The organism is Leifsonia sp. 10N434 (genome assembly GCF_056394405.1).
In genome coordinates, this window is record NZ_JBFTHV010000003.1 from 102,391 (window position 1) to 116,718 (window position 14,328).

The 14,328-nt window shown below is 69.7% G+C and carries 14 protein-coding genes; all 14 read right to left on the minus strand.

What is annotated here, in order from left to right:
• Window positions 1-5 precede the first annotated feature (5 nt).
• Window positions 6-518, minus strand: a complete 513-nt coding sequence (locus tag AC1DB1_RS09750) for a phage baseplate assembly protein V (RefSeq protein ID WP_477200623.1) — start codon at window positions 516-518, stop codon at window positions 6-8.
• A complete protein-coding gene (locus tag AC1DB1_RS09755; RefSeq protein WP_271177849.1) occupies window positions 515-1,642 on the minus strand; it encodes a hypothetical protein in 1,128 nt (375 codons plus the stop codon). Before AC1DB1_RS09755 ends, AC1DB1_RS09750 begins: the two co-directional genes overlap by 4 nt.
• Window positions 1,635-1,955 (minus strand): hypothetical protein, encoded by a 321-nt coding sequence (locus tag AC1DB1_RS09760; protein ID WP_477200624.1) that lies wholly within the window; start codon window positions 1,953-1,955, stop codon window positions 1,635-1,637. Before AC1DB1_RS09760 ends, AC1DB1_RS09755 begins: the two co-directional genes overlap by 8 nt.
• Complete coding sequence (locus AC1DB1_RS09765; RefSeq protein ID WP_477200625.1) at window positions 1,955-2,605, minus strand: hypothetical protein; 651 nt, start codon at window positions 2,603-2,605, stop codon at window positions 1,955-1,957. The genes AC1DB1_RS09760 and AC1DB1_RS09765 overlap by 1 nt, the downstream gene beginning before the upstream one ends.
• Window positions 2,602-3,150 (minus strand): hypothetical protein, encoded by a 549-nt coding sequence (locus AC1DB1_RS09770; RefSeq protein WP_271177846.1) that lies wholly within the window; start codon window positions 3,148-3,150, stop codon window positions 2,602-2,604. Before AC1DB1_RS09770 ends, AC1DB1_RS09765 begins: the two co-directional genes overlap by 4 nt.
• The gene (locus AC1DB1_RS09775; RefSeq protein ID WP_477200626.1) at window positions 3,147-4,985 is read right to left on the minus strand and encodes an eCIS core domain-containing protein; all 1,839 of its coding nucleotides are present in this window, start codon (window positions 4,983-4,985) and stop codon (window positions 3,147-3,149) included. The genes AC1DB1_RS09770 and AC1DB1_RS09775 overlap by 4 nt, the downstream gene beginning before the upstream one ends.
• The gene (locus AC1DB1_RS09780) at window positions 4,982-5,263 is read right to left on the minus strand and encodes a hypothetical protein (RefSeq protein WP_477200627.1); all 282 of its coding nucleotides are present in this window, start codon (window positions 5,261-5,263) and stop codon (window positions 4,982-4,984) included. Before AC1DB1_RS09780 ends, AC1DB1_RS09775 begins: the two co-directional genes overlap by 4 nt.
• Window positions 5,260-7,440, minus strand: a complete 2,181-nt coding sequence (locus AC1DB1_RS09785) for an ATP-binding protein (protein WP_477200628.1) — start codon at window positions 7,438-7,440, stop codon at window positions 5,260-5,262. The genes AC1DB1_RS09780 and AC1DB1_RS09785 overlap by 4 nt, the downstream gene beginning before the upstream one ends.
• A complete protein-coding gene (locus AC1DB1_RS09790) occupies window positions 7,437-8,735 on the minus strand; it encodes a Pvc16 family protein (protein WP_477200629.1) in 1,299 nt (432 codons plus the stop codon). Before AC1DB1_RS09790 ends, AC1DB1_RS09785 begins: the two co-directional genes overlap by 4 nt.
• A complete protein-coding gene (locus AC1DB1_RS09795) occupies window positions 8,732-9,484 on the minus strand; it encodes a hypothetical protein (protein WP_477200630.1) in 753 nt (250 codons plus the stop codon). The genes AC1DB1_RS09790 and AC1DB1_RS09795 overlap by 4 nt, the downstream gene beginning before the upstream one ends.
• On the minus strand, window positions 9,481-10,215 hold the full coding sequence (locus AC1DB1_RS09800; RefSeq protein WP_477200631.1) for a T4 family baseplate hub assembly chaperone: 735 nt from the start codon (window positions 10,213-10,215) through the stop codon (window positions 9,481-9,483). Before AC1DB1_RS09800 ends, AC1DB1_RS09795 begins: the two co-directional genes overlap by 4 nt.
• A gap of 6 nt (window positions 10,216-10,221) precedes the next feature.
• Window positions 10,222-10,749, minus strand: coding sequence for a phage tail protein (locus AC1DB1_RS09805; RefSeq protein ID WP_477200632.1), 528 nt, complete (start codon window positions 10,747-10,749; stop codon window positions 10,222-10,224).
• 7 nt (window positions 10,750-10,756) lie between these two features.
• Complete coding sequence (locus AC1DB1_RS09810) at window positions 10,757-12,409, minus strand: phage tail sheath family protein (protein WP_477200633.1); 1,653 nt, start codon at window positions 12,407-12,409, stop codon at window positions 10,757-10,759.
• Window positions 12,410-12,626: 217 nt separating this feature from the next.
• On the minus strand, window positions 12,627-14,216 hold the full coding sequence (locus AC1DB1_RS09815; RefSeq protein WP_271177837.1) for an esterase/lipase family protein: 1,590 nt from the start codon (window positions 14,214-14,216) through the stop codon (window positions 12,627-12,629).
• Window positions 14,217-14,328: the final 112 nt, after the last annotated feature.

The window sequence follows — 14,328 nt, forward strand, 5'->3', positions numbered from 1 at the left end:
TTCGGTCAGGTGATGACGAGCGCGCCGTTGTTGATGGTGACCGTCGGACCGGTCATCACGATGGTGGCGCCCTTGCCGTTGCTGATGGTGATCCCGACGTCGTTGACGAGGATCATCGCGTTCGTGGTGCTCTTGATGAGGATGCCGCCCGTGGGTCCGGGCACGTCGCTGATGGTGATGCCGTTCTGCAGGCCCGACTGCAGGATGATGCTCGGGCTGACGGGGTTGCCCGCCAGGGCGAGCGTCGGCACCTCGGCCGCCGTGCCCCAGAAGCCGCCCACCCAGATCGGGTAGTCCGGGTCGCCCTGCTCGAACTCGACCCACACGCCGGCGCCGAGCTGCGGCACCACGTACACACCGCTCGCCTTGCCGGCGAACGGCACGCAGGGCATCGCCCAGGTGCCAGGCACGAGGCCGCCGACATCCGGCACGATGACCTGGATGCGGCCGAGCTGCATCGGGTCCACGTTCTGTGCGACCGTCCCCCGGTACTTGCCGTAGTACGTCTCGCCCGTCATGACGGCACCACCGGAACCGTGGAGATCAGGCCGTTGCGTGTGAGCGTGAAGCTCTGCTTGTACTCCCCGCGCTTGATCTGGTGCTTCACCTCGGCGACGTAGTACAGGCCGTCGAACGCCAGCCCGGCGCCGCGCACCCCCACCAGAGCACGGCTGCGCAGAATGCGGCCGTAGCGTGCGACGTCGAGGCCGCCGGTGCCGGTGACCGTGTCGGCGGACTTGCTGGCCTCGGCCAGCCCGATCAGGATCGCCTGCGTCGGCGTGAACTTGGCCGTGTCCTTGGCCTTCGTGAGCCGGGACGGGATCGGCTGCAGCAGCCCGAGCGGTGGGTTGAGCGGCCCGATGTCGGGCAGGATGATCGGGATCGGCACCTTGGTCTCCTCGTTCTGGATCATCACCTGCGGAAGGGAACGCTCGTTGCTGTTGAAGGCGAACGTGATCGGTCCGGCGTTCGAGTACGCGTCCATGTCGAGGTTGAGCGCCGGCTGCGGCACGCCCACCTTCACCTTCGGGCCCCAGTAGGCGATGCTGGTGCCCGGCGCGGGGCCGGGGTCGACGTAGAACACGTAGCCGACCCGGTCGGCGAGCGCCGTGAGGTACGCCAGGTCCGTCCCCTTCTGCACGGGGATCTTGCGGATGGGGATCGGCACGTCGAGCAGGATGCTCGGGATGATCATCGGGATGACGCCGAGCACGAGGTACTTGGCCAGGATCAGCGCGACGGCGGCCTCGGCGGGCATGGCCGGATACGGCAGGCCGGTGAAGTCGATCTTGTCCATCACGACCGTCAGGTCCTCCCCCGTCACGACGAGCACGGAGTGGCCGGCGTCCGAACCGGGCTGCACCTGGGTCTTGGTGACCATGCCGTCCATCAGCACGGTCGGCGTGCCGTTGAGGGTGGCCGCGAGCACAACGCGCACGATCGGGATGGGGCTGCCGCCGGCGATCAGGAACAGCGTGGGCAGCACGGACCTGCTGCTCATCGTGAAGGTGAGGGAGAAGCCGGACGCCTTGGTGTCGTTCGACGTGATCTCGACGCTGGTCAGGGCGTCGATGACCGACTGCGGCACCGGCACCGGCACCGCCGGCCCGACCATCAGCGACAGACGCACCCCGTCAAGCACCTGGCACCCCCGGGATGCCGGCCGGCAGGGTGATCCGCAGCCGCCGGCCGACCGGCAGCACCAGATCGGGCGGCATCATCGCCCGGTTCGCGTCGGCGAGCTGCCAGGCCTGCTCGGCGTCGCCGATCGTCGCGGCCGCGATGAGGTCGAGGCGGTCGCCTTCGACGGTGCTGTGCGACCCGAGCTCGGCGAGCGACTCGGGCTGCGGCAGGAAGCGGCGGCGCAGGTAGCGGATCTCCTCGCCGTTCGGTCCGCTGTACACCGCGGTCTCGGTGAGGGCATAGCGGCTGGTGGGTGGGAACGGAGTGCTCATCAGGGGATCCCCGTGATTCCGAGGGCGTCGAGTCCGGCCGGCGGGTTGGTCGCGGCGAGCCGTTCCTTCTGCTGCAGATAGGTCATGAAGAGGCTCCCGGCACGGTGCGTGAATCCCGCATCGTCGATCGTGAGCACGCGGAGGCCGAGGCTGACCTTCGCCTGAATCGGGTTGAGCGAGGCGTCGAACGCCTCCTCGGTCACGGAGAACTCCGTGACTCGCACCGGGACGATGCGCTGCGCGCTCCAGACGAAAAGCGCCAGCGGTGTCTCCATCGGGAGGATCTCGAGCGTGCCTGCCTGCTCGCGGGCATGGTTCGCGCTGAGCTGTGCGCTCGTCGGATAGATGAGCGTCTCCAACGCCGCGAGCTGGGGGAAGATGCCGACCCTGCTCGCCCCGTTCGGCGCGAACTCGAGCTGGTCGACCGCGTCGAGCTCCGCCTCGAGCTTGATCGTCTCGGTCGGCGGCCCGGTCAGGCGCAGCACCTCGGAGCGGTCGGCGGTGTCCTTGCCCGCTCCGTGCACCTGGAGCGACCGCGTCAGGGTGTTCGGGTTGTACTGCAACGCGATGACGCGCTGCACGGCCGACGTCGCCGGGTCGATGAGCACTAGGCCGCCGTGCACCAGGTTCGGAGTGTTCGGCGCGGTCATGGCGTCGGCCTCCCGTCCGTCCCCGGCGTCGACTCATTCACCGAGAGCCGGTCGGCCTCGTCGAGCTCAGCGGTCAGCCGCGAAGCGCTGTAACCGTCGGTCCACCAGAACGAGACGCCGAGGCGGTGCGGCAGTTCGACCAGTTCGGGGAGCACCCCTCCGGGCACGTCCGCCGTGTCCTCGTCCGTCAGCAGCACACGGTGCCGCCCATCGGAATCGAGCAGGAACGCGGCGGCGGCGGCGACGTCGGATGCCGCGGGGAGGTGCCCAGCGGTCTCAACCCAGCGCCGGAGTACCGTGCCGAGGGCATGCCCGGGATGCGTGTCGGGCCGGTCATCGTCGTCCAGCACGCCCGCCAGGCTCCGTTCGGAACGACCACCGCTCCAACTCGCCCGGAACAGCCGAAGGCCGGGGGCGACGTCGTCCTCCGCCAGGTCGACGACGACGTCGGTCGAACGCACCGGCACGCCCAGCTCCGCCGACCGGTCGGCGACCGCCGCCCGGATGCGGTTCTCGGCGGCGGACCGCTCCGCCCTGGCCATCATCGCGTCGCCACCGTCGGATCGACCGAGGCGTCGAAGTACGTCTTGGTGTCGGGATCCTTGTCCTGCAGCTTGCGGCCCTTTCCGCGCACATCCGGCAGGTAGTAGAGGGCGTACGCCTCCGCGAACCATTCGGCGGGATCGCGGAACTGGTACGGCGTCAGGATGCGGTCGCGTGCCTGGAACTCGTAGCGGTTCCAGCTCGACGGGTAGGACTCCTCGTAGATGTGCACGGGAGCCGTCCCCAGCTTCTGTCCGCCGCCGTCGGTCATGAACCACGGGTCCTTGAGCCCGACGGTCACCGCCGGGAAGACCTTGTCGGCGACGACGGCGTCCTTGGTCGCCTGGGGAAGGGGCGCGAACCAGGGCAGGGCCTGCACGCGACCGACCATCCCCACGGCGGAACGATTGGTCATGGCCGTCACGATCTCGGTGCGCACCGCCGTGATCTGCGGTGCGGCGAGCCCGGCGACCGCGCCCGCCGAGTCGGCGATCATGTCGTCGGCCGCCGTCGAGAAGTTCGCCTTGTACTGCGTCCAGCCGCCGCGCTTGGGGAGTGCCGGCTCCGGACCCGTCGTCCAGCCGATCGTCCTGTCGACGGAGTGCCCGGTCTCGTGCAGCGCCGTCTCGGTCACGTCGTCGCCGACCGCTACGTTGATCGAGAGCTGCTTGGAGCCCGGGTTGTACTGGCCGAGCAGCGTCGTCCCGTCGGGCTTCGTCGCCTGGGTGAACGCGTTCAAGGCGGTGAAGTTGACGTTGCCGGCGACGTGCGCCTCCGGCAGCAGATCGAGCGCCAGGTAGGTCTCCCGCAGTTTTCCGGCCGTCCAGTTCGTAGGAGTGAGGCCGGCGGCGGTGCTCTGGCCGACCGTGAGGCCGAACCGCTGCTGCGCCGCGAGGATCATCGTCGCGATCGCGTCGCTGCCGGTCTCCTGCACCACGACACGCAGGATCCGTCGCTGCTCGGGGGTGAGTTTTCCCGAGGGGAGTTGGGCCACCCACGGGCGCAGGTAGAGCGTGTGATGTGCCGCGGTGGAGTTGGAGACGAGCCGCGCGAGGTGGCCGGACGTGTTCAGCTCGGTGAGGAACTTCTCCTGCTCGACGCCGGAGAGGGCGACGAAGGTCTGGTACACCTTCGTCACGTCGTTGTCCGTGACCGCCCAGTCGAACAGGCCGTAGCTGAGCAGGTCCTTCGCCTGCGGAGCGGCCTTGGCGCCCCCGAACGCGGTGATCACCCTCTGGTAGCCCGCTCCGGCCTTGGCCGCATCCGGAAGGTTGTCGATCAGCCGGTCGATGTACTTCTGCTCCAGCTTGGCCGCCCCCGCCGTCAGCTGCGCGTCGGTCAGGGAGCTCAGCAGAGCCAGCGCCTCCAGCGCGTCCGAGTCGGTGACCGCCCAGTCGAGCAGACCGTAGGAGAGCTTGTCGCGAACGTCGGAGATCACGTCGAGCTGGATGCGCGGAGCCGCGACACGCGGAGCCTCCAGCACGTGCCGCGCTTCGTGCGCGATCAGCGCGCGGCCGGATGGCGTGCCCGGCTGCAGCCGTCCGGGGGCGAACAGCACGTCGGATCCGATGGTCGCTGCGTTGGCGCCGAGCATGGCGGCGGTCTCGTTCGCGGCGCGATCGGAGTGGAGACGGATGGCGCTGAAGTCGTGGCCCGTCGCGGACGAGCCGGTGGTGCGGCCGACCTCGTCGAGCATCCCGGCGTCGAGCGGTCTCCCGGCCGATTCGAGGCGCTGTGGGGCGCGGCGGGCGACGAGCTGTTCCTGCCTCGGGGTCAGCGACGCGGGCCGGTGATCGAGCGGGGCCCGCTCCAGGGGCGCGTGTTCCTGGGTGCTCATCGTGTCACCGCCTCGACGACGGAGGCGGCGATGCCGACCCCGAAAGCCCGCGGATCGGCCGACGCCGTGGTCGGGGCCGCCTCGATGCGTCGCGTGAGCGTAGCCTGCGGACCCGAGGACGTCCGCGCTGCGGTCATCGCCGCGCGCTGCAACCCGAGCAGTCGGGTCACCTCGAGTTCGACGGCCTCCTGCAGCTGCGCACGCTGGCCGCGACTCAGCGGCATCCCTTCGATCGACAGGGTGTCGATGTGCAGTTCGACGTCTCCGGCTCCGGTCATGCGCTCTTTCCTTCCGGTGCTGTCCAGGAGAACTCCGACTCGGCGATGGGCCGGTCGAGCTTGCGGAACTCGACCCTGGCCGAGGCGAGGACCGTGGGCATGTCGACGTCGCCGCCCGCGTGCGCAGCACGGAACGCGCTGTTCAGCGCGACGTTGCTGATGCTGCCGCCGGTGAGATCCAGACCGGCGAGCCGGTCGAAGTCGAGACGGTCGACGGAGAGCCCGTGGGGGAAGACGTTCTCCCAGATCTTCCTGCGTTCGGAGACACCGGGGAACGGGAAGTCGACGATGAAGCGCAGTCGCCGCACGAAGGCCGTGTCGAGCGCGCTCTTGAGGTTGGTCGCCAGGATCGCCAGCCCGCGGTACGTCTCCATCCGCTGCAGCAGGTAGTTCACCTCGATGTTGGCGTAGCGGTCGTGACTGTCTTTCACCTCGCTGCGCTTGCCGAACAGGGCGTCGGCCTCGTCGAAGAAGAGGATCGCCCCGCCGCCGTCGGCCGCATCGAAGAGGCGCCGCAGGTTCTTCTCGGTCTCACCGATGTACTTGCTCACGACCGCCGACAGGTCGATGCGGTAGAGCAGCAGTCCGAGTTCGTTCGCGAGCACCTCTGCGGCGAGGGTCTTGCCGGTGCCGCTCTGACCGGCGAACAGCACGCTGATGCCGAGCCCGCGGTTGAGCTTGTCACGAAAGCCGTAGCCGTCGTACACGGTGCTGCGCTGCTCCACCTGCGCGGCGATCTCGTGAAGGAGCTCCAGCTCGTCGGCGGGGAGCTGGATGTCGTTCCACTGACCGAGCGGCGTGATCCGCTGTGCCAGCTGGTCCATCACCGGCCGCGCCTGGAGCAGGCAGTCCTGCCAGAGCTGCTCGACAGCATCCGACGCGGGGGCTCCGCCGTCACCGGATGCGGCGGCGCGCGCGGTCGCCTGCGCCGCGATCCGATGGATGGTCGGCAGCTCGAAATCGAACTGCCCGGTGAGGCGGTCGGCAGCATTGGCCACCGCCGGCGGGAGCTGCTCCGACCACGCCGCGTGCTGCTCTGCGGGCGTCGGCTTGCCGACATCGGCGACCGCGCCGTCGATGGCCGGCCAGGGGTCGGCGGCGTCGAGGAAGACGAGCTGATCGGTACGACCGAGCCAGCGGCCGAGCGGCGGGACCTGCGGGGCGGTGCGCTCGACATCCCGCACGTCGATGAAGAGAGCGAAGGGATTCAGCGCTGTCTCCCGCCGGATCAGCCGGGTCAGGGTCTCCGCGCGGGCGTCGTCGACGGGGAATCCGTCGGCCGCGAGCGCGAGCAGCGGCGCACCGAAGCGTGCGCTCACCGCCTGCGCGACGGCCCTCTTGCCCTCCTCCCCGGCGCCGAGCAGCTGGATGACGGGAACGGCGGTCCCCTGCCGGAGCCGCAAGGCCTCCAGGATGCTCTCCACGATCGCGCTCTGCGAAGGCGGCAGGAGGTCGGCGGACGCGGCCGGCAGCGGCGACAACAGGCCGGCGAGGTCATCGTCGAGGTAGGTGAGGCCCTTGAGGTAGTGGAGGATGCGCTCATCGACGGTGAGCCGGCTCGAGATGATCGGCCCGCCGGGATCGACGTGGATGAGACCCCAGTAGCGCAGCGGGCCGTCGGGCGAGAGCGCGTCCCAGCTGGGATCCGGCAGGGCGGCCAGCGCGAGAGCGAACGTGGGATAGCGGTGCTGCGGCTCGAGCGCGTCGGCCATCAGGCCGCCGAGGCCGGTGTCGAACTCCACCGCAGCGCAGAGCAGCACGACGTCGCGCTCGAAGTCGGTGAGCCCGAGGCGGTCGGCGAGGGTGAGAAGGGCGGGCTGATCGGGGACGACCGCGGGTGTCGACGCGCTGTCGGCGGGCGCACCGGATTCGTCGCCGGAGCCATGCGCATCCGGATCGGCAGCCGCGGGTGAAATCGTGGGCTGCGCCGTCGGCGGGGGCTCGGCCGGCTCGAGTCGGAGCACGGCGGGAGCCGCGTTCGCGTCGTCGGAGTGACGCCGGCCGCCGAACCCGCGGCGTGCGTGCGGCTCCGGCATCGGCGCGGCGGGCATGGCGGGCACGACACGGTCGTTGCGATGGTGCTCCTCGGCGAGCGCCGACAGACGCGACCGCAACTCGGCGAGGGCCGAGGTGAGGAAGGCGTTGTTGGCGTCGAGCCAGTCGCTGCGCTCGCTCACGCGACCACCACCTGCTGCTGCGGATCGAAGGACGGCATGGCGTCGGCGTCGCCCGCCAGCCACGGCACGCTGTCGACGCCGTCGATGCGCAGGCGCGCCACGTAGGTTCCGGGAGGAACCGCCGGCACCTCGAACGTGAATGTGGTGGGCGTCGTGTCGATCGCCGGATCCCCCGCTGCGGGGTTCGCGCGCGTGAGCGGTGGAAGCTGACGGGAGCCGAAGAGGAGCACTGCCGATTGGCTGTCGCGCACGCGCGGCTCCGCCGTGACGGTGAGCGTGGAACCGACGGCGACGCTGCCGGCGGCGGCATCCGGGTTCACGGTGATCGTCGGCGCCACCCCGACGCCCGAGCCGCGCTGGTCGACGAGCGCCGGCTGGTCAGGATGGCGCACCACGACGGTCACCGCATAGAAGCCCGGCACCCAGTCGCCGAGCGCCGTCGCCACGGTCGCCTGATCGGGCAGTGTCACGCTGAGCTCGTCGGGCACGACGCCCGGCTGTGCCGCGAGTTCGATCGCGACCGGCGGGTCCTCCCCCTGCGCCGGCCGCATCGTGCTGGTGAACCGGATGACGGTGTCGTCCGGTGAGAGATTGTCGCCGACGAGCGCAACGGCCTCGCCGAGCCGCGCGGCCGGCCGTCCGCCGATCGGGCGCACGCCGCGGAGCACCGGCGCGGCCCCGGCGACGGCGACGGGACCGCGGTCCTCGCTGCCCCGGCGGAGCACGGGCAGCGGCGACGAGACCGGGGAACGGCTGTCGATGAGCACCACGGTCGCGAGGTACGAGGCCGACAGGCGATAGCCGGACTGGAACGTCGTCCAGAGCTCGCTCATCTCGGCGACCGAGAGCGACTCCGGCGTCAGCCGCACGCGCTCCGGCTGAGCGGACGTGTCGTTGCCGGTGAGGGCGGCATCCAGCTCGGCGCCGTCGAGCACGGCGTGATCGTGGAGCACGCTCAGCGCTGCGGCGGTGACGCGGTGACTCATCGCGTCTTTGTCGGCGTCGTCGGGGGCGAAGAAGGTCAGCAGGTAGTGCAGGTCGAGCGCGAGCGGCGGCCGGCCGCTCTCCCCCGCGTGCACCTGCGCAGGGTAGTCCTGATTGCGCCAGGCCGGGTTGGCAGCGGTGCGATAGAGGAAGAGGTTGACCGACGGGCCCACCTGATTCATCCGCGCGGCCGCGGGCACGGCCGTCGTCACCGCCAGCCCGGCGAGCCCGGCGTCGAGGGCCGGCATCTGCGTCAGCAGCAGGTTCCGGATGGCGTTGGTCGTCGCGGCCACCGCGAGGGAGTTGCTCATCGGCCCCTCCCCGCATCGCGCTGCTGCAGGTACTCGTCGAGGCTCATCGGGCTGTTCTCGCGGTCCGTCTGCGCAGCCCGCCGGGGCGCGGCGACCGGCGCGGCCGGGACGGCGCGGACTTCGACGCGTCCGATCGTCACCCTGATCACCGGGGCCGGCTCAGGCTCGACCACCGGCTCGCGTTCGGGCACGGCCTCGAGTCGGGGACTCACCTCATCCGGAACGACCCGACGCGTCTCGTCAACGGGTGTCGGCGACGGAGACGTGGCTGCGGGCGCGGTGGGCGGTCGCGGCGTGACGTGCTCGACGACGACGAGGTGGGGCTCTGCACGGTCGCTGTCCGACCTCGTCGCGGCGGGCGACGGCGCATGCCGCGCCTCCCGGCGGAGCGACGCGTCGGCCTCGGAGGGGTACGGCTCGGGAGCACGCGGTCGCGACGGCTCGGGTGCAGCGGTCATCCGCGCCGCAGGTGGTTCGAGCCCGACCGGCGGCGGCCCGCTGGGGGTGGGCGTCGCGATCGGGGCGTCCGGCACTCTCGGACGCGCGGAAACCGGAGCGGGAGCGGTTCGCGAAGCCGGCTCTGCCGCGCCCTCCGGTTCCCGCGCAGCCGCGATGACGGCGCTCTCCTGCACCTCGATGACCTGCTCGCGCGGCGCGTCCTCGAAGAGGGCGGGAAGTCGCGGTCCGACGCCGGTGGCCGCCGGAAGTCCCTGTTCCCGTCGGATCAGTGAGCTGAGGAAGTCGCTCATGCCCGCACCAGCTCGAGGTAGTGCCGGCGCCGCTGCGGATGCAGGGCCAGGATATCGCGCTCCGCCCACCCGTACGAGCGGGCCAGCGTGTGCACGTCGGCGAGCGTTCGCCGCGCCCAGGAGTCGAGCTCCTTCCAGAGGAAGCCGACGACGTCGAACGGTGCGACCCAGTCGGAGCCGCACTCCGGGCAGGCGAGCGCGAGATCGATCCTGGCCCCGGGATCCAGCCGCGCCAGCTCCTCCGACACCCGCGAGACGGCCGTCTCGCTCAGCGTTTCCGGCCGCGCCACCGAGCCGTCGGCGGCCCGCGCGTCAACGACGCACCGTCCGGCGAGCGCCCTGCTCGCCTCCTCGATCGGCAGCTGCGCCACGGCCAGGATGTCGGCGCTGGTCACCGGCCGCACCGTGACGGTGGTGCCTTCGACCCGCAGCGCCCCGGTATCCGGGGAGGGCTCTGCCCCGAGATCGGAGCCGGACAGCTCGAATTCGACGTCCTGCCCGCACTCCGGGCAGCGCGCGACGGCCTCGATCACCGGACCGAACAGGTCCGCTCGCAGTGCAAGCAGCCGGGCGTCCCGAACTCCGATCGCCAGCGCGGCGGGGTCGTCATCCGGTGTCGCCGTCGCCGGATCGGTCGCGGAGTCGAGGAGGAGCAGTGCGCGCCGGACCGGCGGCTGGTCGATCCCCCGTTCCCACACGCCGACGAGGGAAGCGGCGTCGCGACCCGGCACTGCGCATCACCCGGCAGGTTCGGTGAAACTCGGCTCGGTCGGTTCGACGATGTCGTAGTCGCGCTCCCAGCCCTCGTTCTCCAGCTTGATGTGCTGGATCGCGACGGCGTTCGCGTTGGCATCGAGGTCGGGCAGCGCCTGGAACTCGGACACCCAGCATCGGAAGATCTTGTAGCCGATGGCGAGCTGGCCCGCCTCGTTGTAGACCTCGACGATGATGTCCTTGCGGAAGTCCTTGAGCGAGGTCTCGGCGCCCAGCCCGGACCCGAAGTTCCAGATCTTGTTCGCCCACTGCTCGAACTCCTTGTCGTGGGTGACGCCGCGCTCGATCGAGATCGCCTCGAACTCGGTGCGACCCGGCGACTTGCGACTGGACGACGGATCGCCGCCATCCCGGTGCTTGACGACCTCGGTGGTGCGTTTGAGGGCGCCCACCTTGCTGACGCCGGCCACGTAGCGTCCGTCCCACTTCACACGGAACTTGAAGTTCTTGTATGGGTCGAAGCGCTGGGCATTCACGCTGAACTGAGTCATGACGCTCCTAGGCTTGGATCTGTCCGGCGATCTGCTGGATCTGCAGGATCACGAACTCGGCGGGTTTGAGCGGCGCGAACCCGACGACGATGTTGACGATGCCCAGATCGATGTCGTTCTGGGTGGTGGTCTCCTTGTCGCACTTGACGAAGTACGCATCCGCCGGGGTCTTGCCCTGGAACGCCCCCTGACGGAACAGGTTCTGCATGAAGGCGCCGAGGTTCAGGCGGATCTGCGACCAGAGCGGCTCGTCGTTGGGTTCGAACACGACCCACTGCGTGCCGCGGTAGAGGCTCTCCTCGATGTAGAGCGCCGTGCGCCGTACCGGGATGTACTTCCACTCCGAGGCGAGCTGGTCGTTGCCCTGCAGGGTGCGAGCACCCCACACCACGCGCCCGGCGGCCGGAAGGCTGCGCAGGGCGTTGATGCCGCGCGGGTTCAGCTCCCCGATCTCGCCGTCGGTCAGCGGCACCGCCAGCTCGGGCACGCCCACGAGGGTCGCATCCAGCCCGGCCGGCGCCTTCCAGACGCCGCGGTTGGTGTCGGTCCTCGCGAAGATCCCGGCCACCGCACCGCAGGGCACGAAGTCGCCCACCTGGTTCTCGCGCATCGGGTCCGGCTGGCGAAGGCGGGGGAAGAACACCGCCGCGTTCTTACTCAGCGTTCCGAGTGCGGGGATCCCGTTCTTGGCCGTGTCCTTGTCGATCCAGGTCGTTCGCGGGTCGATCAGGATCATGGAGCGTCGCTGCTCGCAGTAGACGGCCGCCTCCGCGATCAGGTCGGCCTCGACATCGTCGTCCAGGTAGGGCGGGATGCACAGGATGTTGAACAGGTCGGCCTTCTCGAGCGCGTACAGACCCTTCTTGTTCGTCTGCATGTTCGGACCGATGAAGTCGGCCGACCCCAGGTCGACGCCGTCGTCGACCGTGCCCTTGTTCGGCCCGTCGGCGGCGACGGCGATGCTCGACGGCGGATCGACCTTCGTGCCATCGGTCTTCGTGTCCGACCAGATGTCGGTCTGACCGGTGACGAGCTCCGCCTGCTTGCCCGGGCGGCCCGTCGGCACGGCGCCCTTGGTCTGCACCAGCCGCGACTCGTTGAGCAGCACCTTCGTCACATGACGCGGATGGCCCTCCTTCGCCGAGACGTTGCGGATCAGCTCGACCTGGCCGGTCTGGCCGTCGCGCACCGCGAGGTTGAACAGATCGGGATCGGGAGTGCTCGTTCCCGGCGCCGGCCGTACGTTCCAGTCGATCCGGGCGCGCAGCTGGTTGCCCCACGAGCCCGGGTCCTGGGCCTCGAGGGTGATGCCGGATACGACCAGGGACGCGTGCGGTGCGACAGGCGGCGGTGCCGGCGGAGCGTTCGGGTCGGCGGGAGGCGGCGGCGGCGCGACGCCGAAGAGCCGCACGATGACCGCCTGACTTCCGCCGTTGCGGTAGAAGTCGCGCACGGCGTACCCGAGGGAGCTCTCGGCCCAGAGCCCGCCGAAGCGCCGCTCGAAGTCGGCGTAGCTGCTGATGGAGATCGGTTCGTCGGTCGGGCCACGCAGGGTGCGCCCGATGAACGCGGTGATGGAGGTTGCGACTCCGGTGATCGTGCGGACGCCACTCGGAATCTCGCTGACATAGACGCCCGGATACGTCGTCGTTACAGGCATGATGGTCCTCGATCGAGGCTCAGTCTTCTGCGATGTGTGTGCTGCCCGCGTGGCTCCGTCGCGTGGCTCATGCGAGGTGTCCCCGACACCTGACAATTCGTCAGTTTGGCCCTCTCGCAGGGAGGGTGTCAAGAGCGGTTTGTCTACCCCTCACGTATGCAGCACGGGGTTCCCGCACCGCGCGGACATTACCGCGACGGCATACATGCCCTGCTTGTCAGCCGCGGTTGCGCGTGGTGACCCGAAGTGCCCCATTCGGCGCGAAGACGGGCAGGCTCCTGGCGACCTCGGGGAGGCCGACGGTGGCAGCGAACGTTCCGCCGTCCGCGGGGGCGAGCTGCAATTGGTTGGGCATCCGATCGATCGAATCGATGGCGCCGGGCAGCTCGCTGTTCCACGCGTACCAGCCGCCGAACCCCTGGCCGAGATCGCCCACGTCGATGATGAGGGTGTCCGACCAGTCGGAGACCTGCTCGAGGTGGTCGCTGAAATCGAAGCCGCCCTTGTCGAAGACGATGTGGTAGACCCGCAGCGACAGCGCGTAGCGCGAGAGCACCTCCTTGTCGGAGGCGGGCGCGTCGGGCGGCTCCTTCTGGAAGAGGAACGTTCCGACGATCGGCACGGGCGAGTCGGGAGAGTCCGGCTTCTTCGTGATCTCGGCGTTCAGCTGGATGGGGCACCAGTGCTCGGCCCGCTGCTCGCTCATCACGATCGGCAGTCCCCGGATGGCCAGCCGCATGTCGGCCTGCCACGAGACGTTCTCCCCGAGGGAGCTCGTGTCGGCGGGGAGGCCGGCGAACGACAACGATACGGCCCACTTTCCGAACAGGAACCGTGCGAGGTTCTGGTACCCCTCCTCCGAGTTGACCTCGCCGTAGCGGCCGGAGTGCGACTTGAACACGTAGGCGCGGTGCGCGCCGACGACGTAGGCGTTCTCGATCAGCACCAGTCCGTCGCTTTTGGGGCCGACGGCGACGCGCGCCAGCGTGTAGTCCGCGGGATCGGTGCCGATCAGGCAGAAGACGTGGTCGACGTCGAACACGTCGGGCGGGATAACCCCCGGGTCCCAGTTCTCGCCGCGATCAGGGGTGTCGCCGAAGGTCTTCCCCGGCGTCAGGTAGCCGTACATCTTCGGCGGGGAGAAGATGTCGGACCCAGCGGTGCCGAACGTCTCCATCGCCCAGTTGGCGATGCCGGCGGTCAGCACGATGCCCCGGTGCGGCGTGCCGTAGGTGAAGAGCTTGGCGACGATCTCCTTGGCGGGCCGACGCGCGTTGCCGTCGGCATCCGGCGTCTCGCAGATCTTCTGCATCATGCAGCGGGCGACGAGCCCGCCCATCGAGTGGGCGACCAGGTTGACGGCGGGCGCGCCGGTGCGCTCGATCACATGCAGCACCAGGTCGTAGAGCTCGCTCGCCGCGCGCTCGATGTCGAAGCCGTTGTCATCGAGGTGGTGCGTGATCGCGTCGCCGATCTTCTCGAAGATGTTGCGCTTCGGCTGCGGCGTGAACGTCGTGGCGAACTGGTCGTAGAAGCGATGCACCCAGATCGACTGCGGCGAGAGCGCTCCCGTCGTGGTCTCGAGGAACCGCTTCTGGTCGCCGTGGACGAGGAACTGGTAGCCCTGCTCGGTGAGCAACCGCAGCAGCGGGCCCTCGAACTGGTAGAACATCGGATCGCCGTCGCCGTCGACGCGTACGTGCGTCGCACCGTCGTTGAAGCCGTAGAACGGATCATCCACCGTGACGTCGATCTGACTCGTCGGTCCGGCGTATCCGCGGCAGTACACAATGGGCAGCTTGTCCATGACGCTTCCCTCTGCTGAGCGGGCGGTCGCCCCTCTGGTGCCGCCACGCGAGCACAGCGTCCCAGACGGCGCCGCCTCTGTCAACACCTAACTGAGACTTGCTCACCCCGGT

Excerpts from the sequence above, each read along its gene's own strand:
- AC1DB1_RS09750 (WP_477200623.1), bottom strand. The coding sequence starts at position 518 with ATGACGGGCGAGACGTACTACGGCAAGTACCGGGGGACGGTCGCACAG.
- AC1DB1_RS09760 (WP_477200624.1), bottom strand. The coding sequence starts at position 1,955 with ATGAGCACTCCGTTCCCACCCACCAGCCGCTATGCCCTCACCGAGACC.
- AC1DB1_RS09765 (WP_477200625.1), bottom strand. The coding sequence starts at position 2,605 with ATGACCGCGCCGAACACTCCGAACCTGGTGCACGGCGGCCTAGTGCTC.
- AC1DB1_RS09770 (WP_271177846.1), bottom strand. The coding sequence starts at position 3,150 with ATGATGGCCAGGGCGGAGCGGTCCGCCGCCGAGAACCGCATCCGGGCG.
- AC1DB1_RS09775 (WP_477200626.1), bottom strand. The coding sequence starts at position 4,985 with ATGAGCACCCAGGAACACGCGCCCCTGGAGCGGGCCCCGCTCGATCAC.
- AC1DB1_RS09780 (WP_477200627.1), bottom strand. The coding sequence starts at position 5,263 with ATGACCGGAGCCGGAGACGTCGAACTGCACATCGACACCCTGTCGATC.
- AC1DB1_RS09790 (WP_477200629.1), bottom strand. The coding sequence starts at position 8,735 with ATGAGCAACTCCCTCGCGGTGGCCGCGACGACCAACGCCATCCGGAAC.
- AC1DB1_RS09795 (WP_477200630.1), bottom strand. The coding sequence starts at position 9,484 with ATGAGCGACTTCCTCAGCTCACTGATCCGACGGGAACAGGGACTTCCG.
- AC1DB1_RS09805 (WP_477200632.1), bottom strand. The coding sequence starts at position 10,749 with ATGACTCAGTTCAGCGTGAATGCCCAGCGCTTCGACCCATACAAGAAC.
- AC1DB1_RS09810 (WP_477200633.1), bottom strand. The coding sequence starts at position 12,409 with ATGCCTGTAACGACGACGTATCCGGGCGTCTATGTCAGCGAGATTCCG.
- AC1DB1_RS09815 (WP_271177837.1), bottom strand. The coding sequence starts at position 14,216 with ATGGACAAGCTGCCCATTGTGTACTGCCGCGGATACGCCGGACCGACG.